The following is a 14,523-nucleotide window of genomic DNA, read 5'->3' on the forward strand; positions in this document are numbered from 1 at the left end:
GCGGCGGTCATGCCGCCGCCGGGGCCCTGCGGGGAGGACTTTAGTCCTCGAGGTCAACCTCGCGGACCATGTCAGCGCCGATCCCGGCCTTGATCGCGTCAAGGACCTGCTGGGGAACGGAACTGTCGATGGTCAGCAGGGCCAGCACTTGGCCGCCCTCTGCCTGGCGTGCCACCTGCATGCCGGCGATGTTGATGTTGTTCATGCCCAGGATGTGCCCGATCGTGCCGATCACGCCGGGGCGGTCCGTGTAGGCCACCACCACGAGGTGTTCGCTGATCGGGATTTCCACCTCGTAGCCGTTGACGCCGACCAGTTTCTGGATCTGCTTCGGGCCCGTCAGGGTTCCCGCGACGGAGATCTGGCTGCCGTCGCTGAGGGCGCCGCGCAGGGTCAGGACGTTGCGGTACGACTCGGTGTCCGGGGTCGTGATGAGCCGGACGTTGATGCCGCGCTGCTCGGCGATCACGGGGGCGTTGACGTAGGAGACCTGCTCGGTCACGACGTCGGCGAAGATGCCCTTGAGCGCCGCGAGTTCCAGGACCTTGACATCGAGCGAGGAGATCTCGCCGGCCACCTCGACGTCGAACTGGGTGAGGGAGGCATGGGTCAGCGCGGTGAAGATGCGGCCCAGCTTTTCCATCAGCGGGATGCCGGGGCGGACGTCCGGGGCGATGACGCCGCCGGCGACGTTGACGGCGTCGGGGACCAGTTCGCCGGCCAGGGCCAGGCGGACAGACTTGGCGACGGATACGCCGGCCTTTTCCTGGGCCTCATCGGTGGAGGCGCCCAGGTGCGGGGTCACCACCACGTTGTCGAGTTTGAAGAACGGCAGGTCGGTGCTGGGTTCCTTGGAGAAGACGTCGACGCCGGCGCCGGCGATGTCACCGGCCTGCAGCGCGGTGTAGAGGGCTTCCTCGTCCACCAGGCCGCCGCGGGCGACGTTGACGACGTACGCCGTGCTCTTCATCTTCTTGAAGGCCTCGGCGCCGAGCATGCCGACGGTTTCCGGGGTCTTGGGCATGTGGATGGTGATGAAGTCCGACTGTGCCAGGAGCTCGTCGAGCGTCACCAGCTGCACGCCGAGCTGGGCGGCCCGGGCGGAGGTGATGTAGGGGTCGTACGCGAGGATCTTGGTGTCGAAGCCCTTCAGGCGGGCCGCGACCAGGGCGCCGATCCGGCCCAGGCCGATAATGCCGATCTTCTTCTCGAAGAGCTCGATGCCGGTGTACTTGGAGCGCTTCCACTCCCCGTCCTTGAGGGCGGAGCTGGCCTGCGGGATGTGGCGGGCGAGGCTCAGGATGTGCCCGACGGTCAGTTCGGCGGCGGAGACGATGTTGGAGGTCGGCGCGTTGACCACCATGACGCCGGCCTGGGTGGCCGCCTTGATGTCCACGTTGTCCAGGCCGACGCCGGCGCGGGCGATGACCTTGAGGTTCTTGGCGGCGGCGATGGCCTCCGCGTCCAGCTGGGTGGCGGAGCGGACCAGGATCGCGTCGACGTCGGCGATCGCGGAGAGCAGCTGGGAACGGTCGGAGCCGTCAGTCTGGCGGATTTCAAAGTCCGGGCCGAGGGCCTCGACTGTGGCGGGCGAAAGTTCCTCAGCGAGGAGTACGACAGGTTTGGTGCTTGTCACCGGTGACCTCTTTAGCTCTCTTGTGTATCTGGTGGGGATTTTGGTGAATCGGATGATGCGGGTGGTGCTGGACAGCAGGGAAGCCGGACCCCAAGATGTTGGTGTCCGGCTCCCCTGCCGGGCAGTGCCTAGCGGGCCACTGAGCCTTCGGTGTAGTCGTCTTCGTTCTTGATCCAGGAGAACAGCTTGCGCAGTTCGCGGCCGGTGGCCTCGATCGGGTGGTCCTCACCCTTCTTGCGCAGCGCCTTGAACTCCGGTGCGCCGGCGTCCTGGTCGTCGATGAAGCGCTTGGCGAAGGTGCCGTCCTGGATGTCCGCGAGGACAGCCTTCATGTTTTCCTTCACCTGCGGGGTGATGACGCGGGGGCCGGAGACGTAGTCGCCGTATTCCGCAGTGTCCGAGACGCTCCAGCGCTGCTTGGCGATGCCGCCCTCGACCATGAGGTCGACGATCAGCTTGAGCTCGTGCAGCACCTCGAAGTAGGCCACCTCGGGCTTGTAGCCGGCCTCGGTGAGGGTCTCGAAGCCGTACTGGATCAGCTGCGAGGCGCCGCCGCAAAGGACAGCCTGCTCGCCGAAGAGGTCGGTTTCGGTCTCTTCGGTGAAGGTGGTCTCGATGACGCCAGCACGGGTGCCGCCGATCGCCTTGGCGTAGGACAGGGCCAGTTCCTTGGCCTTGCCCGACGGGTTCTGCTCGACGGCGATCAGGTCCGGCACGCCGCGACCGGCTTCGAACTCGCGGCGCACGATGTGGCCCGGGCCCTTGGGGGCGACGAGGGCGACGTCGACGTCGGCCGGCGGCTGGATGTATCCGTAGCGGATGTTGAAGCCGTGGCCGAAGAACAGGGCGTCGCCCGGCTGCAGGTTCGGGGCGATGTCCTCGGCGTAAACGTGGCGCTGCACCTGGTCCGGGGTCAGGACCATGATGAGGTCGGCCTCGGCGACGGCGTCGGCAACGTTCAGGACCCGCAGGCCCTCGGCCTCGGCCTTGGCGCGGGACTTCGAGCCTTCCTTCAGGCCGACGCGGACGTCAACGCCGGAATCGCGCAAGCTGAGGGCGTGGGCGTGGCCCTGGGAGCCGTAACCGATGACGGCGACGGTGCGGCCCTGGATGATCGACAGGTCGGCGTCGTCGTCGTAAAACATTTCAGTCACTGGGGTGTCTCCTTTTGAGTGGATTCTTCGTAGATATTGTCTGTGGTGCTGCGGTACAACGGGGCGGCTCCGCCTGCGCGGTTTTTTGCGCGGTCTTACGCGGTCTTACGCGCTGCGGAGTGCCCTGTCACTCATGGAGCGGGATCCCCGCCCAACGGCCAAGGTGCCGGACTGCACGATTTCGCGGATGCCGAATGGCTCAAGCACTGACAAGAGTGCCGTGAGCTTCTCGGGGTGGCCCGTTGCCTCAATGACCACCGACTCTGTGGAGACGTCGACCACTGAAGCGCGGAACAGGTCTGCAGCCTGGGTGACCTGCAGGCGTGTTGCGGCATCCGCACGTACCTTGACCAGGATGTGGTCACGCTGTACGGAAGATTCGGAGGTGAGCTCGACGATCTTGATCACGTTGACCAGCTTGTTCAGCTGTTTCGTGACCTGTTCGATCAGCTCGCCATCGGCGTCGACCACCACGGTCATCCGGGACATGCCCGGGACCTCGGTGGGGCCGACGGCCAGGGAATTGATATTGAAGGCCCGGCGGGCGAAGAGGCTGGCGACGCGGGTCAGCACACCGGGCTTGTCTTCGACCAGAACGGACAATGTGTGGCGGGTCATGTTCAGTCCTCCTCTTCCCATTCCGGGGTCATGTTGCGGGCAACCTGGATCTGGTCGTTGCTGACCCCCGCGGGGACCATCGGCCACACCATCGAGTTGGGGCTCACGACGAAGTCGATGACCACCGGGCGGTCATTGATCTCCAGTGCCTTCTGGATGGTGGCGTCGATGTCCTCGTCGCGTTCGCACCGGAAGGCAGCGCAGCCGTAGGCGTCCGCCAGCTTGACGAAGTCCGGGATGCGGACCGTGTCGTGTCCGGTGTTGAGGTCGGTGTTGGAGTAGCGGCCCTCGTAGAAGAGGGTCTGCCACTGCCGGACCATGCCCAGGGAGGAGTTGTTGATGATGGCAACCTTGATGGGGATCTTGTTGATCGCGCAGGTGGCCAGTTCCTGGTTGGTCATCTGGAAGCAGCCGTCGCCGTCGATCGCCCAGACCACGCGGTCCGGTTCGCCCACTTTGGCGCCCATGGCCGCCGGCACGGCGTAGCCCATGGTGCCGGCGCCGCCGGAGTTGAGCCAGGCATGCGGGCGTTCGTACTTGATGAACTGCGAGGCCCACATCTGGTGCTGTCCGACGCCGGCGACATACACGCCTTCGGGTCCGGTCAGGGCGCCGATGCGTTCGATCACGCGCTGCGGGGCGCTGAGGCCGTCCTCGGGTTCGGTCCAGCCGAGCGGGTAGGTTTCCTTGAGGTTGTTAAGGAATGCCCACCAGGCGGTCAGGTCCGGGGTGCCGAAGGCTTCGAACTGCGTGCGCAGGGCCTCGGTCAGTTCCGGGATAATCTCCTTGACCGAGCCGACGATCGGGACGTCGGCCGTGCGGTTCTTGGAGATTTCCGCCGGATCGATGTCGGCATGGATGACCTTGGCGTTCGGGGCAAAGGACTTCAGGATGCCGGTGACGCGGTCATCGAACCGGGCGCCCAGGGTGATCAACAGGTCAGACTGCTGCAGGGCCGTCACGGCGGAAACCGTGCCGTGCATGCCCGGCATGCCCACGTGCTGCGGGTGCGAGTCCGGGAACACGCCCCGGGCCATCAGGGTGGTGACCACGGGGGCGCCGGTCAGCTCGGCCAGTTCGCGCAGCTCGGCCGAGGCGTGGGCCTTGACCACTCCGCCGCCGACGTAGAGCACGGGCTTGCTGGCAGCGGAAATGAGCCGCGCGGCCTCGCGGACCTGCTTGCTGTGGCCGCGCACCACCGGCCGGTATCCCGGGAGATCGATCTTGGGCGGCCAGGAGAACGTCATCTGGCCCTGCTGGGCGTCCTTGGCGACGTCCACGAGGACCGGGCCCGGGCGTCCGGTGGACGCCAGGTGGAACGCCTCGGCCATCACATGCGGGATGTCGTTGGGGTCCGTGACCAGGAAGGAGTGCTTCGTGATCGGCATGGTGATCCCGACGATGTCCGCTTCCTGGAAGGCGTCGGTGCCGATCACCCCGCTGGAGACCTGGCCGGTAATGGCCACTATCGGCACGGAGTCCATGTGGGCATCCATGATGGCGGTAACGAGGTTGGTGGCACCCGGGCCCGAGGTGGCGATGCAGACGCCAACCCGTCCGGTAACCATGGCGTAGCCTTGCGCGGCGTGGCCGGCTCCCTGTTCGTGACGGACCAGAACGTGGTTCATTTTGGAGGCCATCAAGGGGTCGTAGGTGGGCAGGATCGCGCCACCGGGCAAACCGAAAATGTCCTGGACGCCGAGTTCTTCGAGCGAGCGGACAATTGCTTGCGAACCGGTCATAACCGTCGGGGGTACGACGTTGTTCGGTCCGAGGACAGGAGAGACGGCAGCAGAGTCGACGCCGGCGTCAGCCGGACGTTCGACGCGTTCCGGAGCCTTGTGGGCTCCAGCGGACTTGGTGGCCATCAGCGAGGGGCTGATCGGCGATCCTTTGCTCATCGGACTCTTCCTTTGTGGATCTTCGGTGATCGTGGAACTACTGGGTTGTTCTGGTGGTGCGGGAAATAAAAAAACCCCTCAGCCGGCGGGCTCTTCGAGGGGTTGCGCGTGACGGTTCGTTACCAGTGAAGGCTATTGAGCCACGCGCTTGGTAAGTACGACGGAAACACCCGCAGTGCTCTCGACTGCAGGGCACTCAACTGCGGTGACTCCGGCTGTAACGATCTCGATCATGCGTTCAGTTTTCCCTCTGAGTGAGACGGGTGTCAACGAGCCCGGCCCGCGTCTCACTATTTGGACAACGGTGTCCACTGGTTGGGACCCTCGTTTTCCCCTTGCCCCCGACGCCGAACGGCGAGCCGCCCACTTCGGCGGCAGGGCTTAATAAGGGAAACGCCGAGGGCCCCGGAGTGGGCGGCGCCCAGCGCCGTCCACTCCGGGTAAGCGTTACCCGTCAGCCGCAGTACGCGCCCGTGGAGGCGCTGTGGACGAGCTTGGCGTACTTGGCGAGCACACCCTTCGTGAACTTGGCCGGGAGCGGCTCCCAGCCGACCTTGCGGGTCTCGAGCTCGGCGCCGTCGACCAGAAGGTCGAAGGTGCGGGCCGCGATGTCCACGCGGATCCGGTCACCGTCCTTGACGAACGCGATGGGGCCGCCGTCGACGGCTTCCGGCGCGACGTGGCCGATGCACAGGCCGGTGGTTCCGCCGGAGAACCGTCCGTCGGTCAGCAGCAGGACGTCCTTGCCCAGGCCCGCGCCCTTGATGGCGCCGGTGATGGCGAGCATCTCGCGCATGCCGGGGCCGCCCTTGGGGCCTTCGTAGCGGATCACGACGACGTCGCCCTTGTGGATCTCACCCTTATCCAGGGCATCGAGCGCGCCCTGTTCGCGTTCGAACACGCGGGCCGTGCCCTCGAAGACGTCGGCGTCGAAGCCGGCGCTCTTGACGACGGCGCCTTCCGGGGCCATCGAACCGTGCAGGATGGTGATGCCGCCGGTCTTGTGGATCGGGTTGTCCAGTGCGCGCAGGATCTTGCCGTCCAGGTCCGGCGGGTTGATCGCGGCGAGGTTCTCGGCCACGGTCTTGCCGGTGACGGTGAGGCAGTCACCGTGCAGCAGGCCGGCGTCGAGCAGTGCCTTCATGATGACCGGCACGCCGCCGATCTTGTCGACGTCGGTCATGACGTAGCGGCCGAACGGCTTGAGGTCGCCCAGGTGCGGGATCTTGTCGCCGATCCGGTTGAAGTCTTCCAGCGTCAGCTCAACTTCGGCCTCGCGGGCGATCGCGAGCAGGTGCAGCACGGCGTTGGTGGAACCGCCGAAGGCCATGGTGACGGCGATCGCGTTCTCGAACGCCTTGCGCGTCATGATGTCGCGGGCGGTGATGCCCAGGCGCAGCAGGTTGACCACGGCTTCGCCGGACTTGTGCGCAAAGGCGTCGCGGCGGCGGTCCGCGGAGGGCGGTGCGGCGGAGCCGGGCAGGGACATGCCCAGGGCCTCGCCGATGCAGGCCATGGTGTTGGCGGTGTACATGCCGCCGCAGGCGCCCTCGCCCGGGCAGATTGCCTTTTCGATGCGGTCCAGGTCCTCGCGGCTCATCTTTCCGGCGGCGCACGCACCGACGGCCTCGAACGCGTCGATGAGGGTGACTTCCTTTTCTGAGCCGTCTTCGAGCTTGACCCAGCCGGGCATGATGGAGCCGGCGTAGAGGAACACGGCAGCCAAGTCCAGGCGGGCCGCGGCCATCAGCATGCCGGGCAGCGACTTGTCGCAACCGGCCAGGAGTACGGAGCCGTCGATCCGCTCGGCCTGCATGACCGTCTCGACGGAGTCGGCGATGACTTCACGGGACACCAGGGAGAAGTGCATGCCCTCGTGGCCCATGGAGATGCCGTCCGAGACGGAGATGGTGCCGAACTGCATGGGGAACCCGCCGCCGGCGTGGACGCCTTCCTTGGCGCCCTGGGCGAGCCGGTTCAACGAAAGGTTGCAGGGGGTGATCTCGTTCCACGAGCTCGCCACGCCGATCTGCGGCTTGGCGAAGTCGTCGTCGCCCATGCCGACCGCCCGGAACATGCCGCGCGCGGGGGCGGCGTGGATTCCATCGGTAACGACCCGGCTGCGGGGCTTGATGTCCGGCTTTGTGTCTGCTGCTGTTTGGGTGTCCTGACTCATGGCTCAAAGTCTAGGGCTCTGCCACAGGCGCCAACGACCCAAGAACGGAGCGTTAAGCGGAAAACCGGGAATATTTCGATCAAATAGTGGACTCTCGTCTCACATAATGACACCGGGGCGTGGTTTGCCTTAGGCCCCGTGAGCCGCGTCACGCAGTTCCGGGGCCTCGGCGACACCCTGGGCCTCGGCCTTGAGCATCGCCAGGACCTGCTGGATGGTGGTCCGGGCCGCGACGTCCGGACGGGCCAGCGCCACGATGCTCCGGCTGGCCTTCACGCCCTCGAGCGGGCGCAGGACGAACCCCCGGCCCTGGTTGCTGACCGCCGTGTACCGCGGCAGCAGGCTAAGCCCGTGCCCGGCGCTGACCAGGGCCTCCAGGACCCGCAGATCCGGGAACTGCTGGGCCCGGACGGCCTGCGCGTCGGCCCGTACCTCGATCTGGCGCAGCACGGTGTCGAAGGGAAAGCCCTCGGGGACTCCCATCCACGGAAAGCCGACGACGTCCTCGGCGCACAGTGTGGCTTTGCCGGCCAAAGCGTGCCCGGCCGGCAAGGCCACATCCAAGGGTTCGTCCAGCAGCGGCACCACCGTCAGGCCCTGGCCGCCGAAGACTTCCGGACCGTCGACGCTGTGCGCCAGGACGATGTCGTAGTCCGCGGTCAGCCCGGCGAACCCGGCAACGCCCGGGTCCTCGAAGTGCGCCTCGAACCGGAGCCCCTCGACGGCCTTGACCCGGTGGAGCATGCCCGGCAGGAACATCTCCGCGGCGCTGGGAAAGAAGGCTGCCAGCACCCGCGTCTGCCAGCCGCGCCGGTACGTGTCGATGGTTGCTTCCGCCCGCGCCATGGCCGTCGAGACGTCGGCGGCGGCGCCGGCCATGGCCAGTCCTGCCTCGGTAAGGCGCACTCCCCTGCCGGACTTCTCCACCAGGACGACGCCCAGTTCCTCCTGCAGGGTCTTCAGCTGCTGCGACACTGCCGATGGCGTGACCTTCATGGCCTCGGCCGTGGCGCCCACGGTCCCGCGGCCGGCGAGTTCGCGCAGAATCTGCAGTCGCTTGAAATCCATGAGGCGAGGCTACACGCCGGGCCGGGTTTGATTCCGGTTCGGGGCCGCTCACCAGGCCGGAGATCCGCTCCAGGGATGCCCGGCATTTGGCCGCCGGGAGGGTGGACAGCCGGCTTTGCCCGGACGTAACGTCAAGCATCGGCAACCATGTCTCATGGGCTGAATACGGACTGAAAGGCTCTGCTATGGACTGGATCGTCTGGCTCGTCGTCATCATCGTGGTGGTCGCTGTGGTTTGGCGGCTGCTGAACCGTAACAAGAGCCGCCCGGGCGCAGATTCCTCATCCGCCGCAGGCACCAGCTCCGGCACTTCTGCCGGCATCTCTTCTGGCACGCCTGCCGGTTCGACGGCGGTGTCTGATGCGGCGGCAGCCAGTCCGACGGCGCCGAGTGGTTCGGCGGCCAGTCCGACGGCGGCGGGCACGGCAGCGATGGCAGGCCCGACAGCGGCCGGGGCCGCGGGTCCGACGGCGGCCGCCGGTGCCGCAGCGATGGCCGCGCCCAATGCAGCATCTGCACCTGAGCCGGACGCACCTGCCAGGGAGGACACGGCCGCCCCCGAGGCGCCCGAGCCCGCAGCGGCCGCCGCGAGCCCGACAGTCGAGCCGGGCGCCAAGGCGGCCCCAGAGGCAGCGGGAGCAACGGGCAATGCCGAGTGGGAGACCCAGTGGTCCGAGACCGCCCCGCCGGCGGAGACGCACGCTGCCGCGGCCCACGTCGAGCCGGCCCGCGGTGCGCACGCTGTGACGGCCGCCGAGCTTGGCGCGGCTGCGGAGACCGGAGCGGCGGGCCTGCCCGTCCACCACCCCGAATACACTGAGCCCCACGCGCCGACTCTGCCCGGGGCGGAATCGGCAGCCGCGGAACCGGTCGACGACGAGGACACAGCAACCGGCACGGCCACTACAACCAGCACTGGCGCCGGCACCGTCCCCGCCTCTGGCACTGGCACTGGCACGGCGATGCCCGCGGCACCCGACGCCGGGACTGGCACAGCGATGCCCGCGGATCTCGCTGAGCCGGAAACGACGCAGACGGCAGCCTCGCCAGCGACGGCCGGGGCCTCCGCCAGCCAAACAGCCGAGCCCACCGGCCATTTGGCCACTGAGCAGCCCTACGGGGAGGGGTCAGCGGCTCCGGCCGCGGACGGAAGCGGCCCGGAGGGTTTCACCGTCAAGGGCAATGCCTCGTCGATGATCTACCACGACGAGACCAGCCCGGCGTACGACGAAACCCGGGCTGAGGTGTGGTTTGCCTCCCCGGCCCACGCCGAAGCGGCCGGGTTTCGGCCGCCGCGCCGGACACGGCAGTAGCCGGCGGCCCGGGCCGTCGGCCCACGCCTTCCCATCGCGTCCGTTGATGCTCCCCCGTTTTACCGGCAGGCGCTTCGTTGGCAGGGCAGCGGCCCGGGCCACCGCGCTGGCCGTTGCCCTGTTTTGCTTGGGTGCCTGTACCGGCGGCTCAACCTCGCCCGTGGTTCAGCCGGGAGACCGCACTGCCACCGGCGCAACAGCTACGGCCGGGGCAGCGGGTGAGCCCACGGTTGCGGGGCGGGTCAGCGGGCTGCAGCTGCCGTGGTCCACGGTCCATCTACCCGACGGCACCGCGGTCATCTCCGAGCGCGACACCGCACTGCTCAGGACCATCAAAGACGGGCAGCTGGGTACGGTCGGCAAAGTGCCCGGCGTCGTTCCCGGCGGCGAAGGCGGCCTCCTGGGCCTGGCCCTTTCCCCCGACTTCGCGTCGGACCGGTACCTCTACGCCTACTTCACCGCGGCGGCGGACAACAGAATCGCCCGCATGCGGCTGGAGGAACGTGGCGGCCGGCTGGAGCTCGGCGCCCTGGAACCGGTTTTCACCGGTATTTCCAAGGCCGGCACGCACAACGGCGGCCGGATCCGCTTTGGGCCCGACGGCTTCCTGTATGTGGGGACCGGCGACTCCCAGCGCCGGGAGCAGCCGCAGGACCGCGCGGCACTGGGCGGGAAGATTCTCCGCCTCACTCCGGATGGCCGGCCGGCGCCGGGAAACCCGTTCGGCGACAACCCGGTCTACAGCTTTGGCCACAGGAACGTCCAGGGACTGGCCTGGGACAGCGCGGGCCGGCTGTGGGCCAGCGAATTCGGCCCCGACGTCAACGACGAGCTCAACCTGATCGTGCCGGGCGGCAACTACGGCTGGCCCGAGGTGACGGGCGCCCCTCACCGCCCCGGCCTCCTGGACGCCAAAGTGGTGTGGCCGTCGACGGCGGAGTCCTCCCCCAGCGGACTCGAAATTGTCGGCAGCATTGCCTATCTGGGCGCCCTTCGCGGTCAAAGACTCTGGGTTGTACCCCTCAACGGCGAATTCGCCGGAGATCCTGTGAGCTATTTCACAGGAAAGTATGGCCGGGTGCGCAACGTTTCCCTCGCTCCTGACGGCCGCCTATGGCTCCTCAGTAACGGCCAAAACCCTGATTTCGCGCTGATTTTGAACCTCCCCGGCTGACGTGGACCTTCCCGAGCCGCTCGATTTCACACGACAGCCAATCTCGTGTAGAGTTTCATGTCGTTGCGGAGAACAACGCGGGAAATAAAAAGCCCCGGTGAACGAAAACAACAGATGCACCTCTAGCTCAACTGGCAGAGCAATTGACTCTTAATCAATGGGTTCCGGGTTCGAGTCCCGGGGGGTGCACCAACGAAAACCCCGTCTTTACTGGCCTAGCGGCTGGCAGAGGCGGGGTTTTGTTTTGCTCCGTATGGCTCTGGGGGATGCGGACGCAGCACACCCGTTGCATCGGAACGGGTTCGGAGGGCGCCCACGGCTGCAACCTGCCCCTGGACAGCCCAGACAAGTGCCATCCAGGCGGTTTTATCCTCAACATGAGACCGGTGCGACGATCTGAAAAGCGTTGACTCTTCCGTGCTCCTCTTCATAGCCGCAACGATCATTGCGGTCCCAGATCCTGGAGCCGGACGGTCCGTTCTTGCTGGTTCCCTGGTGGTCATAGTTGCAGTGGGAATCGCGTTCAAGTTGCGTTCAAGGCGGCGCGATGGTGCAGCGGGCGGCCCTTTGTGATCAGCGAGGATCCCTAGTTGGCTGACGTCAACCAGCCCTGGCTGGGGCGAACCGGATGAGTTTCGTCGTGGAGGTCAGGCCGGCCACAAAGTGATTAGTCAGGTGTCGCCTGATTCCCGGGATAACCCGATGCCCATGACGATCAGAACCGGAACTGACAGCAGGAAGTTGAAGAAGAACATGCCGACACCGGATCGGCCGGCAAGGTGGAGGACACCGACAAAGAGGGCGAACCCTGCGAAGCTCATCACGGTGACGGGCGCGCCCCTCTCCCAGCCCCGCTGTTTGGCCAACAGCACAATGCCAGCCGTGAGCGTCCCGCCCGCAGCGACGAGTGAAAGGAAGGCCAGGAAACCGAGTCCTTGGGATACTCCGACCAGAAATTGCAGGAACAGCCAGGCGCCCAGCACGATCGACGTGGTGCCTGCCGCGATACGGTATCCAGAGGACCTCGAAGCCGGCGTGGACGTCCATCTGCCGTCCGGTGAATACTGCAGCGGCGGTGCCGGCGGGTAGGCCGAATAGGGCTGCTGAGCCTGGTACGGGTACGGCTGCTGGCCGTACGGCGGAGCGTAGGTCTGGGGTGCAGCGAGAGGCGGCTCGTTGCCCGGGACGGGACCGAACTGCCCCTGCCGCGGGTGGGGCGGCGTCTGGGCATACGGCGGTACTGGCGGGACGGCCGGGATGTTCTCAGTCAAGGTTTCCCATTACGTTGCGAGCGATTCGAAGTCAGATTACATGCGGCTTGCGGATTAGGCCATGACGGGAAGTGCAGTCCGTCGGGGCTCGGAACTCCGCACTCCTCAGCGAGGTAACTTGACCATGTGCAGACATGTTGTTCGGGTCGCAGGGCGGGGCCACGCGGTGTCGTCGTCCGCGGGCATGGAGGAGGTATCCGCAGGCGCCTGCCCGCCGGGCCGGGATGACTTGTAATTCAGAGGACTGACCGTAGACTCGGCCCATGTCTGGACCTGGGGGAACGAAAACAGTCCGCGTCGCTGCGGGACTCATTGTTGGCATGCTTCTGGCCGGCGGCGTGGCCGCCTGCGCCTACGAGGACGACGGCGATCCGCGGCCGACGGCGGCCGGGCAAAGCCACCGGCCGTCGCCCGCCGCCCCGACGAAGGATCCGGGGGTTCTGGGCGTGGAAGCGAGCAACTACGCCGAACTGCATAAGCGTCTGGCCGTGGCGCCAGGGTCCGCGCTCCTCTCCGACGCCGGTCCGGCGGACGGGCCAGGGGTTGGCTTCACCAAAGCCGCAACGGTGACGGTCGCCGGTCCGCACACAGTCACCGCGGCCTGCGTGGGCATCCCCCATGCCCAGATCTACCTCTCCCAGAACTCGCCGGCCGGAACAGAGCACGCGGTGTTGGAGGTCGATTGCTCGCGAACCCAATCGCAGGTCGTCCAACTGCAGAAGGGCTACGTCAGTGCCCAGTTGACCCGCCCGGACCCGACCGGCGCCTGGACCGGAGCGGTCGCCGGAATCAAAGTCACGGGCCAGTGAGCCACCGGACGACTGCCCCCGTTAAGAACGCAACGAAGACGAGCGCTTGAGGGCGCTGCAAGGGAGCCGCGCCGGGCCGGGATTCCCTGGCTGCCGGCGGTTGAACCCTACGATGGTGAGGATGAACTCCATCCGGAAGGCCTCGTACGCATCCGCCGTGGCCCTGCTGCTCGCGGCCTCGCCGTTAGCCCTTGCGTTGCCCGCGGCGGCCGGGCCCTGTAAGCCAGCCGGCCTTCTTCCCGTGAAGATCTGCCCCGCCTCGCCGACGCCCGGCCCACCGTCCGCTTCCCCGACGCCCAGCCCGACTGCCCCGGGCAATGCAGCGCCGCCGTCGGACCCCGCACCGTCCCAACCGCCGTCACAGCCGCCGTCTCAAGGCCAGGTTCCCGGGCAGGTCGCGGCTCCGCCGACGCCGGACACCGCCCCCTCCGAAAGCCACGGAGCCCCCACCTCACCGGCCACGGGTGCCGTTCCGGCCCCAGCCACGGCGGGCACGCCCGCGCCCCAATCACCTGATCCGGGCCAAGGCTCAGTGCCCTCAACGGCGAATCCTTCCGGAGCGGCGGCCGGTCGGGGCCGGGTTGGTCCCGGACCCGACGGGCAAGGCGGTCTCGCCGGAGGATTACTGCTGGCGCTCAGCGGCCTGCTCATAGGCCTCTCCGCGGCCATTGGCCTCCGCCGGCCCGCCCGGCCATGAAACGGCCGCCGAACCGTCACAGTGAACTGTGTGGTTCAGCGGCCGCCTCATGCACATCGATTTATCAGACCTTCTCGCGGGACCGGTCGCGCACCTTCTCCGGCTCTTCGACCGTGAACTCCTTGCTGCGGCGAGGGAAGGCCCAGAACCTGAATTCCGGCGCCTTCGCCCGGGTCTCCGGGCGATCCTCAGATTCCTTTGCGGCATCCTTACTGGTATCCCGCCAGGAATCCCTGTTGTACGAATAGCACATAACTGACCTCCTTCATGGTGATTGCCTATTAATCGTCCTCCCGATCCGCTGGCGCGTCGATACTTCCGGACTGCACTTTGCTCCCGGGCGGCAGGCTGGCCCCGGGGTTCCAGCGGACGGGTCTGCGCCGTCGGCCGGCCTTCCCGCCGGCACGGGCCGCGGTTAGACTCCATCCAATGCACCACTGCGACCAATGGGGGAATCATGGAGTTGCTCATCCTGGGCATTGTTGCCGTTCTCATCGTAATGGCGACCACGATCCGTGACCTGCGGCAAAAGTCCTTACGCATGCGCACCGGCTCGGACCCGGAATCGGAACGGGCCCTCAGGGATCTCAAGCACGGGAGGACCGTTGGCCTCTCGCATTTCGTCGGCCTCGACAACACCGGTCACCGCCGCTGACGCCGCTCCCCCTTGCAGCCACCCCTGTACGCTTTGTCCCAGAACAGAACA

The 14,523-nt window shown here is 67.0% G+C and carries 11 protein-coding genes and 1 tRNA gene; 5 read left to right on the forward strand and 7 right to left on the reverse strand.

The features are described 5' to 3' along the window. Nucleotides 1-40: 40 nt before the first annotated feature. The 6 genes from serA to ABH915_RS15280 all read right to left on the reverse strand — a co-directional run bounded on the left by serA (nucleotide 41) and on the right by ABH915_RS15280 (nucleotide 8,553). Nucleotides 41-1,636 carry a phosphoglycerate dehydrogenase gene (gene serA, locus ABH915_RS15255; protein WP_018773529.1) on the reverse strand — a complete coding sequence of 532 codons (1,596 nt, stop codon included), beginning with the start codon at nucleotides 1,634-1,636 and terminating at the stop codon, nucleotides 41-43. A 128-nt stretch (nucleotides 1,637-1,764) separates the two neighbouring features. Beyond that, a complete protein-coding gene (gene ilvC, locus ABH915_RS15260) occupies nucleotides 1,765-2,790 on the reverse strand; it encodes a ketol-acid reductoisomerase (RefSeq protein WP_026538933.1) in 1,026 nt (341 codons plus the stop codon). 105 nt (nucleotides 2,791-2,895) lie between these two features. Further along, the gene (gene ilvN, locus ABH915_RS15265) at nucleotides 2,896-3,408 is read right to left on the reverse strand and encodes an acetolactate synthase small subunit (protein WP_018773531.1); all 513 of its coding nucleotides are present in this window, start codon (nucleotides 3,406-3,408) and stop codon (nucleotides 2,896-2,898) included. Between the two features lie 2 nt (nucleotides 3,409-3,410). After that, nucleotides 3,411-5,309 carry an acetolactate synthase large subunit gene (locus tag ABH915_RS15270; protein WP_018773532.1) on the reverse strand — a complete coding sequence of 633 codons (1,899 nt, stop codon included), beginning with the start codon at nucleotides 5,307-5,309 and terminating at the stop codon, nucleotides 3,411-3,413. A gap of 454 nt (nucleotides 5,310-5,763) precedes the next feature. Beyond that, a complete protein-coding gene (gene ilvD / locus ABH915_RS15275) occupies nucleotides 5,764-7,485 on the reverse strand; it encodes a dihydroxy-acid dehydratase (RefSeq protein ID WP_370122817.1) in 1,722 nt (573 codons plus the stop codon). Between the two features lie 129 nt (nucleotides 7,486-7,614). Continuing rightward, nucleotides 7,615-8,553 carry a LysR family transcriptional regulator gene (locus ABH915_RS15280; RefSeq protein ID WP_370122820.1) on the reverse strand — a complete coding sequence of 313 codons (939 nt, stop codon included), beginning with the start codon at nucleotides 8,551-8,553 and terminating at the stop codon, nucleotides 7,615-7,617. A 185-nt stretch (nucleotides 8,554-8,738) separates the two neighbouring features. Between ABH915_RS15280 and ABH915_RS15285 the strand changes: the two genes are divergently transcribed. From ABH915_RS15285 to ABH915_RS15295, 3 genes are all read left to right on the forward strand, one after another. Next, nucleotides 8,739-9,866 (forward strand): hypothetical protein, encoded by a 1,128-nt coding sequence (locus ABH915_RS15285; RefSeq protein ID WP_370122823.1) that lies wholly within the window; start codon nucleotides 8,739-8,741, stop codon nucleotides 9,864-9,866. Nucleotides 9,867-9,912: 46 nt separating this feature from the next. After that, nucleotides 9,913-11,040: a sorbosone dehydrogenase family protein gene (locus ABH915_RS15290; protein ID WP_370122826.1), complete on the forward strand. Its 1,128-nt coding sequence runs from the start codon at nucleotides 9,913-9,915 to the stop codon at nucleotides 11,038-11,040. A gap of 116 nt (nucleotides 11,041-11,156) precedes the next feature. Continuing rightward, nucleotides 11,157-11,232, forward strand: a tRNA-Lys gene (locus ABH915_RS15295). Between the two features lie 479 nt (nucleotides 11,233-11,711). Here ABH915_RS15295 and ABH915_RS15300 read toward each other — a convergent pair. Beyond that, nucleotides 11,712-12,311 carry a hypothetical protein gene (locus ABH915_RS15300; protein ID WP_370122829.1) on the reverse strand — a complete coding sequence of 200 codons (600 nt, stop codon included), beginning with the start codon at nucleotides 12,309-12,311 and terminating at the stop codon, nucleotides 11,712-11,714. A gap of 263 nt (nucleotides 12,312-12,574) precedes the next feature. On the opposite strand from ABH915_RS15300, the gene ABH915_RS15305 reads away from it, so the two are divergent. Then, on the forward strand, nucleotides 12,575-13,120 hold the full coding sequence (locus ABH915_RS15305) for a hypothetical protein (RefSeq protein ID WP_370122832.1): 546 nt from the start codon (nucleotides 12,575-12,577) through the stop codon (nucleotides 13,118-13,120). A gap of 1,154 nt (nucleotides 13,121-14,274) precedes the next feature. Further along, nucleotides 14,275-14,472 carry a hypothetical protein gene (locus ABH915_RS15310; RefSeq protein WP_370122835.1) on the forward strand — a complete coding sequence of 66 codons (198 nt, stop codon included), beginning with the start codon at nucleotides 14,275-14,277 and terminating at the stop codon, nucleotides 14,470-14,472. Nucleotides 14,473-14,523: the final 51 nt, after the last annotated feature.

It is taken from the genome of Arthrobacter sp. MW3 TE3886 (genome assembly GCF_041262145.1).
GTDB lineage: Bacteria > Actinomycetota > Actinomycetes > Actinomycetales > Micrococcaceae > Arthrobacter.

What these genes read in the sequence shown, in the direction of transcription:
- ilvN (WP_018773531.1), bottom strand. Translation starts at nt 3,408, where the DNA reads ATGACCCGCCACACATTGTCCGTTCTGGTCGAAGACAAGCCCGGTGTG.
- ABH915_RS15270 (WP_018773532.1), bottom strand. Translation starts at nt 5,309, where the DNA reads ATGAGCAAAGGATCGCCGATCAGCCCCTCGCTGATGGCCACCAAGTCC.
- ilvD (WP_370122817.1), bottom strand. Translation starts at nt 7,485, where the DNA reads ATGAGTCAGGACACCCAAACAGCAGCAGACACAAAGCCGGACATCAAG.
- ABH915_RS15280 (WP_370122820.1), bottom strand. Translation starts at nt 8,553, where the DNA reads ATGGATTTCAAGCGACTGCAGATTCTGCGCGAACTCGCCGGCCGCGGG.
- ABH915_RS15285 (WP_370122823.1), top strand. Translation starts at nt 8,739, where the DNA reads ATGGACTGGATCGTCTGGCTCGTCGTCATCATCGTGGTGGTCGCTGTG.
- ABH915_RS15290 (WP_370122826.1), top strand. Translation starts at nt 9,913, where the DNA reads ATGCTCCCCCGTTTTACCGGCAGGCGCTTCGTTGGCAGGGCAGCGGCC.
- ABH915_RS15305 (WP_370122832.1), top strand. Translation starts at nt 12,575, where the DNA reads ATGTCTGGACCTGGGGGAACGAAAACAGTCCGCGTCGCTGCGGGACTC.
- ABH915_RS15310 (WP_370122835.1), top strand. Translation starts at nt 14,275, where the DNA reads ATGGAGTTGCTCATCCTGGGCATTGTTGCCGTTCTCATCGTAATGGCG.